General features: G+C 62.1%; 17 protein-coding genes. 13 read left to right on the top strand and 4 right to left on the bottom strand.

Going from position 1 to position 20,250, the window contains the following annotated elements; all coding sequences use genetic code 11:
• Positions 1-39: 39 nt before the first annotated feature.
• From IOD17_RS16155 to IOD17_RS16175, 5 genes are all read left to right on the top strand, one after another.
• Positions 40-1,071, top strand: coding sequence for an RnfABCDGE type electron transport complex subunit D (locus tag IOD17_RS16155; protein ID WP_233686070.1), 1,032 nt, complete (start codon positions 40-42; stop codon positions 1,069-1,071).
• Positions 1,072-1,100: 29 nt separating this feature from the next.
• Positions 1,101-1,715: an electron transport complex subunit RsxG gene (gene rsxG / locus IOD17_RS16160; protein WP_233686231.1), complete on the top strand. Its 615-nt coding sequence runs from the start codon at positions 1,101-1,103 to the stop codon at positions 1,713-1,715.
• Positions 1,708-2,415, top strand: coding sequence for an electron transport complex subunit E (locus IOD17_RS16165; RefSeq protein ID WP_418904280.1), 708 nt, complete (start codon positions 1,708-1,710; stop codon positions 2,413-2,415). Before rsxG ends, IOD17_RS16165 begins: the two co-directional genes overlap by 8 nt.
• Positions 2,412-3,050 (top strand): endonuclease III, encoded by a 639-nt coding sequence (nth, locus tag IOD17_RS16170; RefSeq protein WP_108486091.1) that lies wholly within the window; start codon positions 2,412-2,414, stop codon positions 3,048-3,050. Before IOD17_RS16165 ends, nth begins: the two co-directional genes overlap by 4 nt.
• A gap of 107 nt (positions 3,051-3,157) precedes the next feature.
• Positions 3,158-3,337: a PA3496 family putative envelope integrity protein gene (locus tag IOD17_RS16175; RefSeq protein WP_233686071.1), complete on the top strand. Its 180-nt coding sequence runs from the start codon at positions 3,158-3,160 to the stop codon at positions 3,335-3,337.
• Positions 3,338-3,420: 83 nt separating this feature from the next.
• On the opposite strand, the gene gloA is transcribed toward IOD17_RS16175, so the two are convergent.
• From gloA to IOD17_RS16190, 3 genes are all read right to left on the bottom strand, one after another.
• Entirely contained in the window at positions 3,421-3,813 is a 393-nt protein-coding gene (gloA, locus tag IOD17_RS16180) for a lactoylglutathione lyase (RefSeq protein WP_233686072.1), read from the bottom strand.
• 94 nt (positions 3,814-3,907) lie between these two features.
• Positions 3,908-5,125 carry an argininosuccinate synthase gene (locus IOD17_RS16185; protein WP_108486094.1) on the bottom strand — a complete coding sequence of 406 codons (1,218 nt, stop codon included), beginning with the start codon at positions 5,123-5,125 and terminating at the stop codon, positions 3,908-3,910.
• A gap of 131 nt (positions 5,126-5,256) precedes the next feature.
• Entirely contained in the window at positions 5,257-6,174 is a 918-nt protein-coding gene (locus tag IOD17_RS16190) for a flagellar protein MotY (RefSeq protein ID WP_233686073.1), read from the bottom strand.
• Between the two features lie 216 nt (positions 6,175-6,390).
• On the opposite strand from IOD17_RS16190, the gene pyrC reads away from it, so the two are divergent.
• Both pyrC and rnt read left to right on the top strand, forming a co-directional pair.
• Positions 6,391-7,437: a dihydroorotase gene (gene pyrC / locus IOD17_RS16195; RefSeq protein WP_233686074.1), complete on the top strand. Its 1,047-nt coding sequence runs from the start codon at positions 6,391-6,393 to the stop codon at positions 7,435-7,437.
• Positions 7,434-8,108, top strand: a complete 675-nt coding sequence (gene rnt, locus IOD17_RS16200; protein ID WP_233686075.1) for a ribonuclease T — start codon at positions 7,434-7,436, stop codon at positions 8,106-8,108. The genes pyrC and rnt overlap by 4 nt, the downstream gene beginning before the upstream one ends.
• Positions 8,109-8,210: 102 nt before the next feature.
• Here rnt and IOD17_RS16205 read toward each other — a convergent pair whose 3' ends face one another.
• Positions 8,211-13,055, bottom strand: a complete 4,845-nt coding sequence (locus IOD17_RS16205; protein WP_233686076.1) for an NAD-glutamate dehydrogenase — start codon at positions 13,053-13,055, stop codon at positions 8,211-8,213.
• Between the two features lie 184 nt (positions 13,056-13,239).
• Here IOD17_RS16205 and IOD17_RS16210 point away from each other — a divergent pair, with 184 nt between their 5' ends.
• The 6 genes from IOD17_RS16210 to IOD17_RS16235 are packed head-to-tail and all read left to right on the top strand — an operon-like array spanning position 13,240 to position 20,043.
• Positions 13,240-14,199 (top strand): AAA family ATPase, encoded by a 960-nt coding sequence (locus IOD17_RS16210; protein ID WP_233686077.1) that lies wholly within the window; start codon positions 13,240-13,242, stop codon positions 14,197-14,199.
• Positions 14,200-14,204: 5 nt separating this feature from the next.
• Entirely contained in the window at positions 14,205-15,146 is a 942-nt protein-coding gene (locus IOD17_RS16215; protein ID WP_233686078.1) for a DUF58 domain-containing protein, read from the top strand.
• Positions 15,143-15,637 (top strand): DUF4381 domain-containing protein, encoded by a 495-nt coding sequence (locus tag IOD17_RS16220; RefSeq protein ID WP_233686079.1) that lies wholly within the window; start codon positions 15,143-15,145, stop codon positions 15,635-15,637. Before IOD17_RS16215 ends, IOD17_RS16220 begins: the two co-directional genes overlap by 4 nt.
• Complete coding sequence (locus tag IOD17_RS16225) at positions 15,630-16,661, top strand: vWA domain-containing protein (protein WP_233686080.1); 1,032 nt, start codon at positions 15,630-15,632, stop codon at positions 16,659-16,661. Before IOD17_RS16220 ends, IOD17_RS16225 begins: the two co-directional genes overlap by 8 nt.
• Positions 16,658-18,406, top strand: coding sequence for a VWA domain-containing protein (locus tag IOD17_RS16230; RefSeq protein WP_418904281.1), 1,749 nt, complete (start codon positions 16,658-16,660; stop codon positions 18,404-18,406). Before IOD17_RS16225 ends, IOD17_RS16230 begins: the two co-directional genes overlap by 4 nt.
• The gene (locus tag IOD17_RS16235; protein WP_233686081.1) at positions 18,403-20,043 is read left to right on the top strand and encodes a BatD family protein; all 1,641 of its coding nucleotides are present in this window, start codon (positions 18,403-18,405) and stop codon (positions 20,041-20,043) included. Before IOD17_RS16230 ends, IOD17_RS16235 begins: the two co-directional genes overlap by 4 nt.
• Positions 20,044-20,250 lie beyond the last annotated feature (207 nt).

Genomic DNA, 20,250 nt, shown 5'->3' on the forward strand with positions numbered 1-20,250 from the left:
CCACAACCCTGCGTAGCCAACTCAATGACCGGAGCGCCAATGGCCCTGCCCCGTATCACATCGCCCCACGCCAAGGGCAGCAACCGCACCCAGCAAGTGATGCTGCAGGTGCTGCTGGCTACGGTGCCGGGAATTCTCGCCCTGACCTGGCTGTTCGGCGCCGGCACCCTGATCAACCTGCTGTGGGCCAGCGCCTGCGCACTGGGTTTTGAAGCGGCTATCCTGGCCCTGCGTAAACGCCCGGTGCTGTTCTTCCTCAAGGACTACAGCGTGCTGGTCACCGCTGTGCTGCTGGCCCTGGCGCTGCCGCCCTATTCGCCCTGGTGGCTAACCCTGGTGGCCACCGGTTTTGCCGTGGTGTTCGGCAAGCAGCTGTATGGCGGCCTCGGACAAAACCCGTTCAACCCGGCCATGCTTGGCTATGTAGTGGTGCTGATTTCCTTCCCGGTGGAAATGACCAGTTGGCCAACACCGCATGGGATCGGTCTGCTTGAGGGTCTGCAGCAGATTCTCGGTATCGCCAACCTGCCCGATGGCTGGGCCCAGGCCACTGCCCTGGATGTACTGAAAATTAATAAAAGCCTGACCATCGACGAGTTGTGGGCACAAAACCCCGCATTCGGGCATATCGGCGGTTCAGCCAGTGAACTGGTCAATTTAGCCTTCCTCGCCGGCGGCCTGTATCTGCTGCACAAGCGCCTGCTCACCTGGCATGCACCGGTGGGCATGCTCGCCGCCCTGGCCGTGATGAGCCTGCTGTTCTGGAATGGTTCAGGCTCGGACTCCAATGGTTCGCCACTGTTTCATCTACTGACTGGCGCGACCATGCTCGGTGCCTTCTTTATCGTCACCGACCCGGTCAGTGGCGCCACCAGTAACCTGGGCCGGCTGATTTTCGGCATCGGCGTTGGCGTGCTGGTCTATGTGATTCGCACCTGGGGCGGCTACCCAGATGGTGTGGCGTTCGCCGTGCTGCTGATGAACCTAGCAGCCCCGACCATCGACTATTACACGCGGCCGCGCACCTACGGCCATCGCAAGCCGACGCGCGGCTTCAAGTTGGGAGAGTGACTGTGGCCCTGCCTGAAATCAGCCGTTCGATGCTGAAAAACAGCCTGGTTCTGGGGGCGTTCGCCATCCTGACCGTAGGTATCGTCGCCACGACGCAACTGGGTACGGCCAAGCGCATTGAGGCAGCCCAGCGTGAAGCCAAGGTTCAGGCTCTAGCGCAGATTCTGCCCGCCAACAGCTATGACAATCACCTGCTGGACAACGCCCGCAACGTCAATGACCCACTGCTGGGCAACAAGGGCCCGACGCCTGCCTACCTGGCTACTCGCAACGGCGAACCCAGTGCGGTGATCCTGCAAGTCACAGCACCGGACGGTTACAGCGGCAGCATCAACCTGCTGATCGGCATCTTCGCCGACGGCCGCCTGGCCGGCGTGCGGGTGATCAGCCACAAGGAAACGCCAGGCCTGGGCGACAAGATTGAGTTGGCCAAGAGCAATTGGATCAACAGTTTCGTGGGCACCTCATTGCAGCGCCCGGATGAGTCCGGCTGGGCAGTGAAGAAAGACGGTGGCCAGTTCGATCAGTTCGCCGGTGCCACCATCACCCCACGCGCCGTGGTCAAAGCGGTGCACAAGGCGCTGCAGTATTTCGATACGCACCGGGCAGAACTGCTCACGCCCCAGGAGTCTGGCAATGGCTAGTTATCGCGAAATCACCGTCAACAGCCTGTGGAAGAACAACCCTGGGCTGGTCCAGCTGCTTGGCTTGTGCCCCCTGCTGGGCGTTAGCAACTCGGTAGTCAATGCCCTGGGCATGGGCTTGGCCACCGCCCTGGTGCTGGCCTGTTCGAATGCTGCAGTGTCGCTGATCCGCAGTGCGGTCACCGATGCCGTGCGCTTGCCAGCCTTCGTCATGATCATCGCGGCGCTGACCACCTGCACCGAGTTGCTGATGCAGGCCTTCACCTACGAGCTGTATCAGATACTCGGCATCTTCATCCCGCTGATCACCACCAACTGCATCATCCTCGGCCGCGCCGAAGCCTTTGCCGCCAAGAACAAGGTCAGCCATGCCAGCTTTGACGGCCTGATGATGGGCATCGGTTTTGGTCTGGTGATGGTGGTCATTGGGGCTGTACGTGAACTACTCGGCACCGGCGCACTGTTCGCCAATATGCAGTTGCTGTTCGGCCCAGTTGCCACCAACTGGCAGCTGACCCTGTTCAGTGACTACAAGGGCTTCCTCCTGGCAATCCTGCCGCCGGGGGCGTTTCTGGTGCTGGGCCTGCTGGTGGCAGGCAAAAACCGCATTGATGAACACCTCGCGGCCAAAGCCAAGGCGCAGGAACCAGAAGCCCTCGTGCAGAGTCGGCGTGTACGGGTCACCGGGGTAATCGAGTGAACGCCGCCAAACGCTACGAAATCTTCCGGCGCCTGCACGAAGACAACCCCGAGCCGAAGACCGAACTGGCCTACAGCACGCCCTTCGAGCTGCTGGTGGCGGTCACACTATCGGCCCAGGCCACCGATGTCAGCGTCAACAAAGCCACCGCCAAGCTGTTCCCTGTGGCCAATACGCCCGAGGCAATTTACGCACTCGGCGTTGAGGGACTGAGCGAATACATCAAGACCATCGGCCTGTACAACAGCAAGGCGAAGAACGTCATCGAAGCCTGCCGCATCCTGATCGAGAAACACGGCAGTCAGGTGCCGGATAACCGTGAAGACCTCGAAGCCCTGCCCGGCGTCGGCCGCAAGACCGCCAACGTGGTGCTCAACACGGCGTTTCGTCAGTTGGCGATGGCGGTAGACACGCATATCTTCCGCGTCAGCAACCGCACTGGCATTGCTCCCGGCAAGAACGTGCTGGAGGTGGAAAAGAAGCTGATGAAATTCGTGCCCAAGGAATTTCTCCTCGATTCGCACCACTGGCTAATCCTCCACGGCCGCTACGTGTGTCAGGCGCGCAAGCCACGCTGTGGCAGCTGCCGCATCGAAGACCTGTGCGAATACAAACAGAAAACTTCCGACGATTGAGCCGCTATTCACCTGCTCAATAAGCTGATTGAAAAAATCTTTTTTACCCGCTCAGGTTTTGCCGTTATAAGGTGCGCAAATGGCCCTTGTAGCCTGGAGTGAGACACATGAGCACTGATAAAGAAGATCTTGAGCTCGACGAAGATTTTGTTGCCGAAGAAGCTGATGAATCCGATGCACCGGTAGAGGTGGCCAAAACCAACCTGACCAAGCGCCGCATCATCGACAACTTTCTCGAAGAGCGACGCTTGCACAAGCAGTTGGCCGAATACGACTTCGACCTCTAAGCCCGCCAGTAACAAAAAGCCCCGCGATATGGCGGGGTTTTTTATGGAGCAACGCTGGGCTGATTCGCGTCCAGCAGCGCCCGTCAGTCGGTTCGCGACGGCGACAGCAACTCGATCTTGTAACCGTCCGGGTCTTCAACAAACGCCAGAATGCTGGTGCCGTGTTTCATCGGACCCGGTTCGCGGGTGATCTTGCCGCCGCGAGTACGGATGTCTTCGCAGGCCTTGTACACATCCGCGACTTCCAGAGCGATATGGCCATAGCCGGTGCCCAATTCGTAGCTTTCCACACCCCAGTTGTGGGTCAGTTCGATCACGCTGTTATGCGCCTCGTCACCGTAGCCAACGAAAGCCAGGGTGAACTGCCCTTCCGGGTAGTCTTTGCGACGCAGCAGGGTCATGCCCAGCACTTCGGTGTAGAACGCGATGGATTTATCCAGATCGCCGACGCGCAGCATGGTGTGCAGCAGTCTCATCAAGTGTCTCCTCATCAATGCCCGGCTTTGAGGGCTTATAAATGCAAACCCCGGCTTATGGCCGGGGTTTGGTGTGGCTCAGGCGCTCAGTCTATCAGAGCATCTTGCGCCCTTTGCCCGCCGCGATGCGCATGCGCAGGGCGTTGAGTTTGATGAAACCACCGGCGTCAGCCTGATTGTACGCGCCGCCGTCTTCTTCGAAGGTGGCGATATTGGCGTCGAACAGCGAGTCGTCAGACTTGCGACCGGTAATGATCACGTTGCCCTTGTACAGTTTCATGCGTACCACGCCGTTCACGTTGGCCTGGGAGGCGTCGATCATCTGTTGCAGCATCAGGCGCTCAGGGCTCCACCAGAAACCGTTGTAGATCAGGCTGGCGTATTTCGGCATCAGCTCGTCTTTCAGGTGAGCCACTTCACGATCCAGGGTGATCGACTCGATGGCGCGGTGGCCCTTGAGCATGATGGTGCCACCAGGCGTCTCGTAGCAGCCACGGGACTTCATGCCGACGAAGCGGTTCTCGACGATATCCAGACGGCCGATGCCGTTCTCACCGCCGATACGGTTCAGCTCAGCCAGCACGGTGGCCGGGCTCATTTCCTTGCCGTCGATGGCAACGATGTCGCCCTTGCGGTAGGTCAGCTCGATATAGGTCGGGGTGTCCGGCGCAGCTTCTGGCGACTTGGTCCAGCGCCACATGTCTTCTTCGTGCTCGGTCCAGGTGTCTTCCAGCACGCCGCCTTCATAGGAGATGTGCAGCAGGTTGGCGTCCATGGAGTACGGCGACTTCTTCTTGCCGTGGCGCTCGATCGGGATGGCGTGCTTCTCGGCGTAGTCCATCAGCTTCTCGCGTGACAGCAGGTCCCACTCGCGCCACGGGGCAATCACTTTCACACCCGGCTTCAGCGCATAGGCGCCCAGTTCGAAACGCACCTGATCGTTGCCTTTGCCGGTAGCACCGTGGGAGATGGCGTCGGCGCCGGTTTCGTTGGCGATTTCGATCAGGCGCTTGGCGATCAGCGGACGGGCGATGGAAGTACCCAGCAGGTACTCGCCTTCGTAGACGGTATTGGCGCGGAACATCGGGTAGACGAAATCGCGCACGAATTCTTCGCGCAGGTCATCGATATAGATTTCCTTGACGCCCATGGCCTGAGCTTTGGCGCGGGCTGGCTCGACTTCCTCACCTTGGCCGAGGTCAGCGGTGAAGGTCACCACTTCGCAGTTATAGGTATCTTGCAGCCACTTGAGGATCACGGAAGTGTCCAGGCCACCGGAATATGCCAGGACTACCTTGTTTACGTCGGCCATGCCATCAACTCCACGGGGTTGTGCGGGAAAACTGACGATTCTACTGCCCATGCCGCCTGATTTACAGAGGCGCGACAGCTTGTGACGACCAAGCGACGGTTAATTGTTGGACAACGGACGAATAGCAGGCCTCAGGAGGTGGCCGCAGGCTCCGCAGCAGTGGGCGCAGGCGCTGCTTCGGGCGGCACTGCCGCCTCAGGTACACGGTCAAGCAGGATGGTCACCCGGCGGTTCTTCGCTCGATTGGCCTCACTGGTATTGGGCACCACCGGATAACGCTCGCCGTGAAAGCGCATGGTGATCTGCTCAGCCGGAATGCCATTGGCCTTGAGGTATTCCATCACCGCCAGCGCGCGGCGACGCGACAAGTCACGGTTGGTCAGGCGATTGCCGCCATTGTCAGCATGGCCATCGAGCTGAATGCGATTGACGCTGGGGTCAGCCTTGAGAAAGCTCAGAATGATGTCCAGCTTGGCCTGAGCCAGCGGCTCCAATGCCACCCCACCGCCAGGAAAGCCGACCTGGCTCTTGCGCACCTGATCGAAGTTCACCGGTAGCAGCTTGGCGGTGCAATCCAGATAATCGTGATAAGCCTTGTTGAACTTGACCGGCAGCAGCCGGACCTCGATACGCTCTCTACCCATCGCCGTGCGGTGCCGCACCACGGGGCTGCGCCCTTCCAGCAGCCCCGTCAGCAGGCGCGTGCCCTGCTCCTGGGAGCTGTTGAACAGCACCTCGGCAGGCTCCACGCTGACCGAGCCCAGATTGATGTCACCTCGCCCCGGCTGCCAAGGCGCTGCTGCCGCCAGCAAGGTGGCATTACCCGCCCCCAGCCAGCGCTCGCGGGCCTTGAGGCTGAACGTCACCTGCTCCCCTGCTCGTCGCACGAACACCCCGGCACCGAAGTCGGTAATGGGCTGCGACAAACGACACTCGAACTGATCACCCTCGACCTTCCATTCGATCTTCTCCAGACGGGTCTGGAAACTAATGGCAAGGACCGACTGGCTTGCCAGCAGGCAAAGCACCGCGAGTGGGTAGGGTCGCACGACAGACTCCTGGGAATACGGCTTACCTTCTGTCTATCGGTGCCGTAACGGAAAACTTGAGCACGCCGTAACACCCTTACGCTGCCATCCCGATAACCCGTCAGGCGATGACTGCGGGCATCCGTCCGCGTTTGTCCGACACACCTGCTTTCAACGTGCTGCCAAAGGCCTTTTCCGGTAGCATTCCCGCCACGTTTTGCCCGCCTGGAAGCTTCCATGACTGACCGCCTTACCCTGCTGCGTCCCGACGACTGGCACATCCACCTGCGTGACGGCGGTGTGCTGCCGCATACCGTTGCCGATGTAGCCCGCACCTTTGGCCGCGCCATCATCATGCCCAATTTGGTACCGCCGGTGCGCAACGCCAGCGAAGCCGACGCCTATCGCCAGCGCATTCTCAGCGCCCGCCCTGCCGGCAGCCGCTTCGAGCCGTTGATGGTGCTGTATCTCACTGACCTGACTCAGCCTGACGATGTGCGCACCGCCAAAGCCTCGGGCTTTGTGCATGCAGCTAAGCTCTACCCGGCTGGCGCGACCACCAACTCCGACTCCGGCGTGACCAGCATCGACAAAATCTTCCCGGTGCTCGAAGCCATGGCCGAAGTCGGCCTGCCGCTGCTGGTACACGGCGAAGTGACGCGCAGCGAGATCGACGTATTCGATCGTGAGAAGATCTTTATCGGTGAGCACCTGAGCCGGGTGGTCGAGCGTTTCCCGACCCTGAAAGTGGTGTTCGAGCACATCACCACCCGCGATGCGGTGGAATTCGTGCAAGGCGCGTCGGCCAACGTCGGCGCGACCATCACCGCCCACCACCTGCTGTACAACCGCAACCACATGCTGGTCGGCGGTATTCGCCCGCACTTCTATTGCCTGCCGATCCTCAAGCGCAACACACACCAGGATGCCCTGCTGGATGCGGCCACCAGTGGCAACGCCAAGTTCTTCCTCGGCACCGACTCGGCGCCGCACGCCAAGCATGCCAAGGAAGCCGCCTGCGGCTGCGCCGGTTGCTACACCGCCTATGCGGCCATCGAGCTGTATGCCGAAGCCTTCGAGCAGCGTAATGCGCTGGATAAACTGGAAGCCTTCGCCAGCCTTAATGGCCCGGATTTTTACGGCCTGCCGCGCAACACCGACCGCATCACCCTGGTGCGTGAAGACTGGACCGCACCGGCCAGCCTGCCGCTCGGCGAGCAAACCGTTATCCCCCTGCGCGCCGGTGAAACCCTGCGCTGGCGTCTGCTGGAGAACCACGCGTGAGCGAAGACCTGTACGACGACGAACTCGAGAGCAGCAGCCACTCCGGCCCGCGCCACCCGATGGCGGCGCGCTTTCGTGGCTATCTGCCGGTAGTCGTGGACGTGGAAACCGGCGGCTTCAACTGCGCCACCGACGCCCTGCTGGAAATTGCCGCCACCACCATCGGCATGGATGAAAGCGGTTTTCTCTATCCGGAGCACACCCACTTCTTCCGCATCGAGCCGTTTGAAGGCGCGAATATCGAGCAGGCAGCGCTGGACTTCACCGGTATCAAACTTGATCACCCATTGCGCATGGCGGTGAGTGAAGAACATGCCCTCGGCGAGATCTTCAAGGGCCTGCGCAAGTCGCTGAAAGCCAACAGCTGCAAACGAGCAATTCTGGTCGGGCATAACAGCAGCTTCGACCTGGGTTTCCTCAATGCGGCTGTGGCGCGCTGCGGTATCAAACGCAACCCGTTCCACCCCTTCTCCAGCTTCGACACCGCCACCCTGGCGGGTCTGGCTTACGGCCAGACCGTACTGGCCAAAGCCTGCCAAGCCGCCGGCATCGATTTCGACGGTAAGGAAGCGCACTCGGCCCGTTACGACACCGAGAAGACGGCTGAACTGTTCTGCGGCATCGTCAACCGCTGGAAGGAGATGGGCGGCTGGATGGATTTCGACGATTGATAACCGCATTCGTCGCATAATCATCGCCCAACAAAAAGCCCCGCTATCGCGGGGCTTTTTGTTGGGGCAGGGGTGGCGCAGGCCAGGCCTGCGCCGTTTCCTTTAGGCGCTTTGCGCCAGGTCCATCAACTCCCGATTGGCCACCGCGTACATGGCGTAATCGGTGGTGGTTGCCGCACGCAGCTCACCGAGCATGACTTTCCAGCGGTCTACCAGGCGACGGTGCTGATCCAGCCACACCCCAACCCGCTCTTCGACATCCGCCGGCCCTTCGGCCATTTGCAATACCGAGACGGTAATGGCGCGCTGCTGCCAGTCCAGGTCATCACGGAAGGCTTCACGGGCCAGCGCTTGCCAGTTGTTTTCCACCGGCAGGCTGGTGATCTGCTGCAAGTACCAGGACAGCTCCAGCGCCCCACCAGTGGCAAAGTAGGCGGTGGCCACCTCGCCGGCGTCCTTGCCGGTGACATCCGCGGCTTCGATGATCGGCAGCAGCGTGTACAGGTGACTGGTTCCGGCCACCACACGCGCCAGTTCTTCCGGCACGCCCGCTTCGACATAGCCCTGGAAGCGCGCCAACCATTGTTCACGGGCCGGGCCTTCAAGCAACTCATCAAGTCGACCTATCAGTGCCTCGATGCGCGGCGCGAAATGCGCCACATCGCGGGCTGCATCCAGTTCGTTGCGACGGCTGCGCAGGAACCAGCGGGTAGCCCGACGCCCCAGACGCATCAACTCGTCCATCAGTTGCAGTTGCAGCTCAGCCGGTACCTGGTAGTCCAGGGCCTCGATCTGTTTCCACCAATGCGGCAAGCGGAACAGGTCACGCACGATCACATAGGCGCCAGCCACATTCGCCGCGCTCATGCCGGTGGACTCCTTCAGGCGCTGCACAAAGGTGATGCCCATGTGGTTGACCAGATCGTTGGCAATCTGCGTGCTGACAATTTCGCGCTTGAGGCGATGACGGCGCATCGGCTCACAGAACTTCTTCGCCAGCAGCGGCGGGAAGGCGGTTTCCATCTCGCGCGCCAGGTACTCGTCGTCCGGCACCAGGGATTTCAGCAGCGACTCCTTGAGGTCGATCTTGCTGTAGGAAATCAGCACCGACAGCTCCGGACGGGTCAGACCCAGGCCGTTGGCGGCGCGCTCATTGAGCTCGTCGTCGGTGGGCAGGAACTCCAGCGCGCGGTCCAGCTTGCCGGCCGTTTCCAGGGCACTCATCAGCCGCTTGTATTCACCGACCCGCTCACGGGCACGGCGTTCAGCCAGCGACAACGCCTGGGTCTGCTTGTAGTTGTTGCCCAGCACCAGACCGCCAACTGCATCAGTCATTTCCACCAACAGCTTGTTGCGCTGCTTGCCGGTCATGTCGCCCGCACCAACGATTTCGCCGAGCAGGATCTTGATGTTCACTTCGTGGTCGGAGCAGTCCACACCACCGGCGTTGTCGATAAAGTCGGTGTTGCTCTTGCCACCATTGAGGCCGTACTCGACGCGACCCAGCTGAGTCATGCCGAGGTTACCGCCCTCGCCCACCACCTTGGCGCGCAGTTCGCGGCCATCCACGCGCAGCAGGTCGTTGGCCTTGTCGCCGACATCGGCGTGACTTTCCTTGCTGGATTTGACGTAGGTACCGATACCGCCGTTCCACAGCAGGTCCACCGGTGCCTTGAGCAGCGCATTGAGCAACTCGGTCGGTGCCAGCTTGTCGGCGCTGATGTCGAAGCGCTCTTTCATCTGCGGGCTGATGGCGATGCTCTTGGCGCTGCGCAGGAAAATCCCGCCGCCCGCCGAGATCAGCTTGGCGTCATAGTCGGCCCAACTCGAGCGTGGCAGGTCGAACAGGCGCTGACGCTCGACAAAGCTCTTCGCCGCATCCGGGTTCGGGTCAATAAAGATGTGCATGTGGTTGAAGGCCGCGACCAGTTGCAGGCTTTGCGACAGCAGCAGGCCGTTGCCGAACACGTCGCCGGCCATGTCGCCGATACCGATTACGGTGACGTTGTCCTTCTGCACGTCGATGCCGCGCTCGCGGAAATGGCGCTGCACCGAAACCCAGCCGCCCTTGGCGGTGATGCCCATGCCCTTGTGGTCGTAGCCGGCGGAGCCGCCCGAGGCGAACGCATCGTCCAGCCAGAAGCCGTAGTCCTGGGCGATACCGTTGGCTATATCGGAGAAGGTCGCGGTGCCCTTGTCGGCCGCCACCACCAGATAAGGGTCATCGGCATCGTGACGCACGACGTTTTGCGGCGGCACCACGGCGCCGTCTTTCAAGTTATCGGTGATGTCCAGCAGGCCACTGATAAAAATCCGGTAGCAGGCGATGCCTTCGGCCAACACCTCATCACGGGTGCCGCCAATTGGCAGGCGTCGTGGGATAAAGCCGCCCTTGGCCCCCATCGGTACGATGACCGCGTTCTTCACCTGCTGCGCCTTGACCAGGCCCAGCACCTCGGTGCGGAAGTCTTCCTCGCGGTCCGACCAGCGCAGACCGCCGCGTGCCACGTCGCCGAAGCGCAGGTGCACACCTTCGACACGCGGTGAGTAGACGAAAATTTCAAACTTCGGCGTCGGCCGTGGAATTTCCGGAATTGCTCGTGGGTTGAGCTTGAAGCTGAAGTAGGCCTTGTTCTGACCGGCCGCATCGGTCTGGTAGAAGTTGGTGCGCAGGGTGGCTTTGATCAGGTCCAGGTAGCGGCGCAGGATGCGGTCTTCGTTGAGCACCGCCACGTTGTCCAGCGCAGCGAGAATCGCTTGTTCGAGCTTCTGCTGCTTGTCTTCCAGGTCATCGTTGGCGAGTTTGCGCGCCAGGTAGAAGCGCGTTTTGAACAGGCGCACCAGCTCCTTGGCGATATCGGCGTGGTTGACCAGGGTGCTGGCGATATAGCTGAGGTCGAAGCCCAGGCGAATCTGCTTGAGGTAACGGGCGTAGGCACGCAGCAACGCCACATCACGCCACGGCATGGCGGCCATCAGCACCAGACGGTTGAAGCCGTCGTTCTCCGCCGCCCCGCCGACAATATTGACGAAGGCATCCTGCAGGGTGTCGTTAAGCTGCTGGATATCGACATCCAGGCCTTCGGCATAGGTAAAGGCAAAGTCGTGAATCCAGAACTCGCGGCCATCGGCGCGGCGCAGTTTGTAAGGGAACTCACCCAGCACACGCAGGCCGAGGTTTTCCAGAATCGGCAGCACATCCGACAGCGGCAGCGGCGTATCGGCGTGGTACAGCTTGCAATGCAGCTGCTGCTCACCGCCCTGGGTCAGCGGCTGATAGAAGCTCATCACCAACTGACGCTGGCTGTTGAGGCTGAGCAGGTGCTGCATGTCCACCACTGCCGAGTGCGGGGCGAAACGCTCGCGGTAACCGGCCGGGAAACCGACGGGGAATTCGCTGAGCACTTCGGTGCCCTGGGCTTCGCCAAGGCTTTCGACGATCAGGCTGGTGTAATCGTCCTTCCACGAACGGCAGGCCTGGATAACTTCCTTCTCCAGACGCAGCGGGTCGATTTGTACCCGCTTCGACGGGTCGACTTTGAGGATGAATTGCACCCGCGCCAGCACCGACTCGGAGAAGAAGGTCCAGAACTCGCAATCGGTAGCCTGCAGGCGCTCCATCAGCACCTGCTGAATTTTCATACGGGTTTCGGTGGAGTACACATCGCGCGGCACATAGGCCAGGCAGTAGCAGAAACGGCCATACGGATCGCGGCGCAGGAATACGCGAATCTTGTTGCGTTCCTGAATCTGCACGATCGCCATGGTGGTGTTGAACAGTTCGTCCACCGGGGTCTGAAACAGGTCGTCACGCGGCAGCACTTCCAGTACCTGAGCCAGCTCCTTACCCAGGTGTGCGCTGCTGACGAAACCGGAACGCTGCTTAATCACCGCCACCTTGCGGCGGATAAACGGAATGTTCCACACACTCTCGGCATACACCGCCGAGGTGTACAGGCCCATAAAGCGGCATTCCTTGACCACTTTGCCCTTGGCATCCAGCTCGCGGATCGACACCAGATCCGGGTAGGCCGGGCGATGCACCCGGCTCGGCACCGCAGCCTTGGCGAAGGACAGCAGCTGCGGCTCGCGCAGGTAGGCCACTGCCTCCGGCTCGATATGCAGCTCATCGGCCTTAAGCCCAGCGCGCAAACGTTTGGACAGGCCCAGCAAGGATTTCTCGTCGTACACCAGGTTGCCGCCATTGGCGCTGTCAACGACGGTGAACTCTTCATAACCGAGGAAGGTGAAGTGGTCGTCGAGCAGCCAGCTCATGAACACCTTGATCTCTTCCAGCTCCGCGCCTTCAACCTTGAGTTTGGCCTTGTCCAACCAGGCCAGCAGTTCCTTGGCCTTGGCTTTCATCGGCTGGAAGTCCGCCACGCTCAGGCGTACATCGCTGAACACCTCGTGCAGGTCTTTTTCCAGGGTTTTCAACTCACCGACATTGGAGCAGCGGTCGATCTCCAGGAACATCAGCGCTTCCTGCTTCACATCCTTGCCTTGCGCGCCCTTGGGCAGAATCTCCAGCAGCTCGCCGGCCTTGTTACGGCGCACGCTGAACACGCTGTTCTGCAAGGTGTGGATGCTGTAACCGCGACGGTTCAGCTCCATGCGCACCGAGTCGACCAGAAATGGGATGTCGCTGTGCAGAATTTCCACGGCGGTGTGGGTCGATTGCCAGCCGTGTTTTTCGTAATCGGGGTTGAACACCCGCACTTCGGGCTTGGCCGGGACAAAACGCTCCAGCACCCGCCAGGACGACAAGGTGCAGCCCACCAGATCGGAAAGGCGCCGCTGGGTCAGCTCTTCGAGAGCGATGATGCCGAAGAATTGTTCGGCGAAGAGGGCTACTTGTGGCAGAACCTGATCGCTGACGTGCTGCGCCAGGGCCGTTTGCAGTTGATGCTGAAAATCGGCTTTGCTGGCCGCCGTAAAGAACGCCATGGTGTGCTCCATTTGGCTTGTTGTTCGACTGGTGACTTGATCGGGGCCGTCGCGAGAAAGGACCTTCGCCACAACCTTGTTGTTCAACGTTAGTCTAGGAGGCAGCGATTGCATTAAAGTGGCTGCCACTTAACTCTGGCGAGGTTCGAGACTCGCCGGTCACATTTGCCGGATGAGCTTAACGATGGAACACCGTGAAGCGCTTATCGCGCTGCGACATTTTCTTTCAGCACAGATCCTCGGCCAGGAAAAACTCATCGAAAGGCTGCTGATTGCCTTGCTTGCCGATGGCCACATGCTGGTCGAAGGCGCCCCTGGCCTGGCCAAGACCAAGGCCATCAAGGAGCTGGCGGAAGGCATCGAAGCCGAGTTTCACCGCATCCAGTTCACTCCCGACCTGCTCCCGGCGGATATCACCGGTACCGAGATCTATCGCCCGGAAACCGGCAGTTTCGTATTCCAGCAGGGGCCGATCTTCCACAACCTGGTGCTGGCTGATGAAATCAACCGCGCCCCGGCCAAGGTGCAATCGGCGTTGCTCGAAGCCATGGCCGAACGCCAGGTCAGTGTCGGGCGCAGCACTTATCACCTGTCGCCGCTGTTTCTGGTGATGGCCACGCAGAACCCGATCGAGCAGGAAGGCACCTACCCGCTGCCTGAAGCCCAGCTCGACCGCTTTCTGATGCACGTGAAGATCGGCTTTCCCGACGCCAGTGTGGAACGCAAGATCCTCGCTCAGGCCCGTGGTGAAGCGCTCAACGGCGAAACCAAGCCCGAGCATCTGGTCAGTCAGCAGGCGATCTTTGCCGCACGCCAGGAAATCCTCGGCCTGTACATGGCCGACGCGGTGGAGGAATACCTGGTGCAGCTGGTGATGGCCTCGCGCACCCCGGCCAAGTTCGACCCGGAACTGGCCGAGTGGATTGCCTATGGCGCCAGCCCGCGCGGCTCGATTGCTTTGGATCGTTGCGCGCGTGCGCACGCCTGGCTGGCCGGACGCGATTTTGTCAGCCCGGAAGATATCCAGGCGGTGCTGTTCGATGTGCTGCGGCATCGCATCATTCTGTCGTTCGAGGCAGAAGCCGCCGGTATCGACCAGGACCGCGTGGTGCAGCGCATTCTCGACGTCGTGGCGGTCGCCTAAACACCATGCACGACCAGCCCGCGCAGCCCGGTATTCGCGTCAGCCTCGGTGAACTGATCGAGATGCGCCACCGTGTGCGTGAGGTGCAGCTGTTCTCCACCCCGGCACGGCGCAGCCCGTTGATTGGTCTGCACCATTCCAAGCTGCGTGGGCGCGGCGTGGACTTTGATCAGGTGCGCGTGTACCAGGCCGGCGACGACGTGCGCACCATCGACTGGCGGGTGACTGCACGCACCCAGGAGCCGCACACCAAGCTGTTCCATGAAGAGCGCGAGCGGCCGATCTACATCATGGTCGAGCAGAGCAAGCGGCTGTTCTTCGGCTCCGGGCTGATGTTCAAGTCGGTGCTCGCCGCCCAGGCCGCCAGCCTTATCGGGTGGGCCGCGCTGGGCCACAACGACCGCATCGGCGGCCTGGTCTTTGGCGACCTGGAACACCATGAAATCAAGCCACGACGCAGCAAACAAAGCCTGCTGCAACTGCTCAGCCGCCTGGCCAAGGCCAACCAGGCCCTGAGCAGCGACAGCCAGGGCAGCCGCGACAGCTTCGGCCTGGCCCTGCGCCGCGCCCGTGAAGTGCTGCGGCCCGGCAGCCTGGTGGTGATTCTGTGCGATGAACGCACCTTGAGTGACAGCAGCGAACAGCAGTTGCTGCTACTTGCCCGGCACACCGACTTACTGTTGCTACCGCTGTCCGACCCACTCGACCACGCCCTGCCCAATGCCGGCCTGCTGCGTTTTACCGAGCATGGCGCCCAGCTGGAGCTGGACACCCAGGACGCAGAGCTGCGCCAGGCTTACCGCAGCCTCGCCGATGCCCGTCAGGCACGCTGGCAGCGCCTGGCGCAGAAGCTCGGCGTACCGCTGCTGGCGCTGAACACCCAGAGCGAGATGATCGAGCAACTGCGCGAACACCTGAACGCCCAGCGACCGAGGAAAGCCCTGTGAACCCGCTGGACCAACTCGAACCGCTGATCGCCCCTACACCGATCAGTTGGTGGCCGCCGGCGCCGGGCTGGTGGTTGCTCGCTTTACTCCTGCCCGTGCTGCTGTGGGGCACCTTCAAGTTGCTGCAACGGCTGCCGCGTAAAGCCAGCACGCAAACCGCCGATGCGCCCCTCGATCCGCTGCGCCAGGCTGCGTTGAACGAACTCGAACGCCTCAGCAAACCCTATGACGGCGTCGACGCGGGACCCTGGCTGCAGCAACTCAACGCCATCCTCAAACGCCTGTGCCGCGAGCGCTACCCGCAAAGCCACAGCCACACCCTGAGCAGCCGCGCCTGGCTGGCCTTTCTCGACAGCCGTTGTCCGGCGGCCGGCCTGACGCGCTGGATGATTCTGGTGGAAGGTGCTTACCGCCCGCATTGCAGCCTGGATGACAAAGCCATCGCCGGGCTCAGCCAGGCGGTGTCGATCTGGATTCGCAAGCATGTTTGAATTTGCCTGGGCGTGGATCTTTCTGCTCGCGCCCCTGCCCTGGTTGCTACGTGCCTGGCTGCCACCGGCAGACAGCGGTGAGGCGGCGCTGAAAATCAGCTTCCTGGCGGAACTCGAAGGCCTGAGCGGGCGCCGTGCGCGGGTGCGACTGCCCGCCCTGCGACAACAAGCGCCCTTTGCCCTGATCTGGCTGTTGCTGTTGCTCGCCTGCGCCCGCCCACAGTGGCTGGGTGAGCCGCTGCCCTTGCCGGCCAGCGGCCGCGACCTGCTGCTGGCGGTGGATGTGTCCGGCTCCATGGATTACGCCGACATGCTCTGGGAGGACCAGGAAGTCAGCCGCCTGACCCTGGTCAAACACCTGCTCGGCGAGTTTATCGACGGCCGCCAGGGTGACCGGGTCGGCCTGATCCTGTTCGGCAGCCGCGCTTATCTGCAATCGCCGCTGACCTTCGACCGGCAGACCGTGCACACCTGGCTGGATGAAGCGCAGAAGAACATCGCCGGGCCGCAGACCGCCATCGGCGACGCCATCGGCCTGGCGGTCAAGCGCCTGCGCGAACGCCCGGCAAAAAGCCGCGTGCTAGTCCTGGTTACCGATGGCGCCAACAATGGTGGGGAAATCGACCCGCTGACCGCCGCGCGCCTGGCCGCCGAAGAAGGCATCACCATCTACCCGATTGGCATCGGTGCCGACCCGGAACAAGGCGGCGTGCTCGGCATGCTCGGCTTCAACCCCGGTATCGACCTGGACGAACCGAGCCTGCGGGCGATTGCCGAGGCCACCGGTGGTGAATACTTCCGCGCCCGTGACAGTCAAGAGTTGCAGGCCATCGAAGCCACCCTCGACCGTCTGGAGCCGGTGGCGCAGAAACCGACCCTGGCGCGGCCCACCTTGCCGCTCTATCCCTGGCCGCTGGGCCTGGCCCTGCTGCTCAGCCTGCTGCTGGTCAGCCGCACACTCTGGCCAAGCCTGCCGCAGCAGTGGCGTACTCGCCTGACCTTACGCAGGGGGCAAACCTCATGAGCGAACTGACCAGCCTCTGGCCACACTGGCAACGTCCCTTCTGGCTCGTGCTGCTGCCGTTGCTGAGCCTGCTGCTCTGGCAACTCTGGCACCGGGAGAAACGCACAGGGCGCTGGCAAGTGCTGCTGCCAGCGGCCTTCCAGGCGGCCCTGCTGACCAGTCGCCGCGGCCGTAGCAGTCGCCTGCCCTGGCTGGCCCTCGGCCTGGCCTGGTTGCTGGCATTGCTGGCCCTGCTGGGTCCGAGCTGGCAGCGCGTTGAACAACACAACCCCAAACCCGCCGACCCGCTGGTGGTGCTGCTCGAACTGACGCCCGAGATGCTCGCCAGCGATGCTTCGCCCAATCGCCTGGCCCAAGCCAAGCGCAAACTGCTCGATCTGCTGGAAGCACGCCAGGATGCGCAAACTGCCATCGTGGTGTATGCCGGCAGCGCGCACACGCTGGTGCCGCTGTCCGATGACCTGGCCACCAGCCGCAACCTGCTCGACGCCCTCAGCCCTGGCATCATGCCGGAGCCCGGCAAACGCGCCGACCTCGCCGTGGTCAAGGCCCTGCAACTGCTCGAACAGGGCGCTCAGGGCAATGGCCGCCTGCTGTTGCTGACCAGCAGCCTCAACGAGGCCGAACGCCTGGCCATCACCCAGGCGCTCGGACGACGTGGCGAACGCCTGCATATTCTCGGCATCGGCACCACTCAGGGGGCGCCGATCATTCAAGAAGACGGTTCATTCCTCAAGGATGCACAAGGCGCGATCCTGCTGCCACGCTTGGACAGCAACGGCCTCAAACGCTTTGCCGGCGACCTGGGTGGCCACTACCAGGGGACAACCCTGGATGAGCGCGATCTGCGCAGCCTGGGCCTGCTAAGCGCCCCCCAGCAGGTCCGCCATGATGGCGAGCTGACCCGTCTGCAGGCCTGGGCAGACCAGAGCCATTGGCTACTGCTGCCACTGCTTCTGCTGGCGGCCTGTGCAGCACGGCGCGGCTGGCTGCTGTGCCTGCCGCTGTTGCTGCTGAGCCTGCCGCAGAATAGTTACGCCGTCAGTTTCGAAGACCTCTGGCTGCGTGCCGATCAGCAGGGCCAGCGCCTGCTTGAGGCGCAGCAACCCGCAGCGGCGGCGCAGCGCTTCAGCGATCCACGCTGGCAGGGTCAGGCGCTCTACCAGGCCGGCGACTACGCTGCCGCCGCCGAGCGCTTTGCCATGGGGGAAAGCGCCAGCGATCACTACAACCGGGGTAACGCCCTGGCCCGCAGCAATGAGCTGGAAGCGGCCGTGGACGCCTACACCCAGGCCCTGGAGTTGCAGCCCGACCTGCAGCAGGCGCAAAAGAACAAGGCATTGGTCGAAGAACTGCTGCGCCAGAACCAACAGCAACAGACTGATCCGCAGCAAGAACAGAATACCGAGCAGAATCAGTCCAGCACCCAGCCGCAAAGTGGCCAGGCCGAACAGAATGGCCAGCCACAGCCTGAGCCACCTGCGGCCACGCAAAACAAACCGAGCGAAGCCCCCGCTCAACCGGAGCAGCCCAACTCAGGCGAAGAGCGCGAAACGCCTCCCGCACAACCGCAGGATGATGACGGCGAACCCGGCGAAGAACAGCTCGCCAGCGTCGAACCGGCCCTCGACGGCGAACGCCGCCAGGCGCTGGAACAGTGGCTACGGCAGATCCCCGATGACCCGGGCGAGCTGCTGCGGCGCAAATTCAGGCTGGAACAACAGCGCCAGGAACAACTGCAATGAGCCGACTGCTCTGTACCCTTCTGCTCAGCCTGCTGGCCCTGCATGCCAGCGCGCAGAGCTTTACCGCCAGCGTCGATCGCACCCGCCTGAACGCCGGTGAGAGTGTCGAACTGACCCTGGAATCGAATGACCCCACCCTGTTCGGCAAACCAGACCTACAGCCACTCAACGAGCTGTTCGAGGTGCTTGGTACCCGCCAGGTCAACCGCCTGACCAGCAACAATGCCGGTGCCCAGGCTAGCACCCGCTGGATCATTACCTTGCAGCCCAAGCACAGCGGTTATGTGGTGATCCCGCCACTGCGCCTCGGCCAGCTGCACAGCGAGCCGATCACCCTGCACATCCAGCAGGGCAGCAATGCCGATGACAACCGCCTGGCTCCGGTGTTTATCGACGCCAACCTGGATCAGGAAAGCGTCTATGTGCAGGCACAGACTGTGCTGACCCTGCGTATCTACCATTCCGTATCACTCTACGATGACAGCAGCCTGACCCAACTGGACATGCCCCAGGCCCGTGTTGAATCCCTCGGCGAACCACGCACCTATGAAAAAGACATCAATGGTGTGCGCCATGGCGTGATCGAGCTGCGCTACGCCATCTTTCCCCAGGAAAGCGGCGAACTGCTAATCCCCGCACAGACCTTCACCGCCACCGCAGTCGACCGTTCAAGCGGCACGGCCTACAACCCGTTCGGTCCACGACCGGGCAAGGTGGTACGGGTCAAATCACCGGAAATCCCCCTGACGGTCAAAGCCAAACCAGCCAGCTACCCGGCTAATGCGCCCTGGCTGCCCGCCCGCTCAGTGACCCTGAGCGAGGTGTGGAACCCACAGCCGGACAGCGCCCGCGTCGGCGACTCGCTGACCCGCAGCCTGCTGCTCAAGGTCGAAGGCCTGGCCAGCGCCCAGCTGCCGCCCTTGCCAGCCACCCAGGTCAGCGGCCTGCGCCGCTATCCCGACCAGCCGCAACTGGCCAACCAAGTTGGTGAAAACGGCCTGGTTGGCAGCCGTGAAGAACGCGAGGCACTGGTCGCCAACCGTGAAGGCTTGCTGGTTTTACCGGCCGTTGAAGTGTTGTGGTGGAATACCCGAACCGATCAACTCGAGCGCAGCAGCCTGCCCACCCGCGACCTGCAGGTAGCGGCCAACCCGAATATGGAAACCCTGCCTGTCGAGGCTGAACGCGTGGTCCCCGTCGCGGTATCAGGCTCTGCGCTGTGGCCCTGGCAACTGAGCACCGCATTACTGAGCCTGACCACCCTGCTCGGCTTTGTCCTCTGGTGGCGCGCCCGCCGCCAGCCAGCCGTACTGCCCAGCCAGCAGGCCGGCCCAAGCCCGCGCAACCTGCTCGACGACCTCAAACGCAGCTGCCTGGCCAACGACTCGCAAGCCACCCGCCATGCACTGGATGCCTGGGCCCGTCAGCAACCGGAAACCCTGGCCGACATGGCGGCGCGCTTTACCCCGCTCTCGGACGCCCTCGACGGCCTCAATGGCGCGCTGTATAGCGAAAGCGGCCAGCACTGGCAAGGCCGCAACCTGTGGCTGGCGATCCGCAGCCTGCCTGCAGTAGAAGACCTGGAAACCAGCGCCAACCAGGAAGCCAGCGCGCTGCCGCCGCTTTATCCACGCTAAAACCATTCCCAGATTTAGTGAGGGCACTTGTGCTGCGCGGCTGTGCAGCACAAGTAACAGCCCCAGCTGCCTTATCGGCACCTGTCAGTAAGCTGCCAGTGCCCATCACCAGCAGACTGACGCAGCAGAGCCAAGCAACCCACACACGTGCTTAATCGGCAGCGCAGGGCTACCCCCGTAAACAGTCAATCGCTAGAAACAGAAAAC

Source organism: Pseudomonas anguilliseptica (assembly GCF_021375795.1).
Taxonomy (GTDB): Bacteria; Pseudomonadota; Gammaproteobacteria; order Pseudomonadales; family Pseudomonadaceae; genus Aquipseudomonas; species Aquipseudomonas anguilliseptica_A.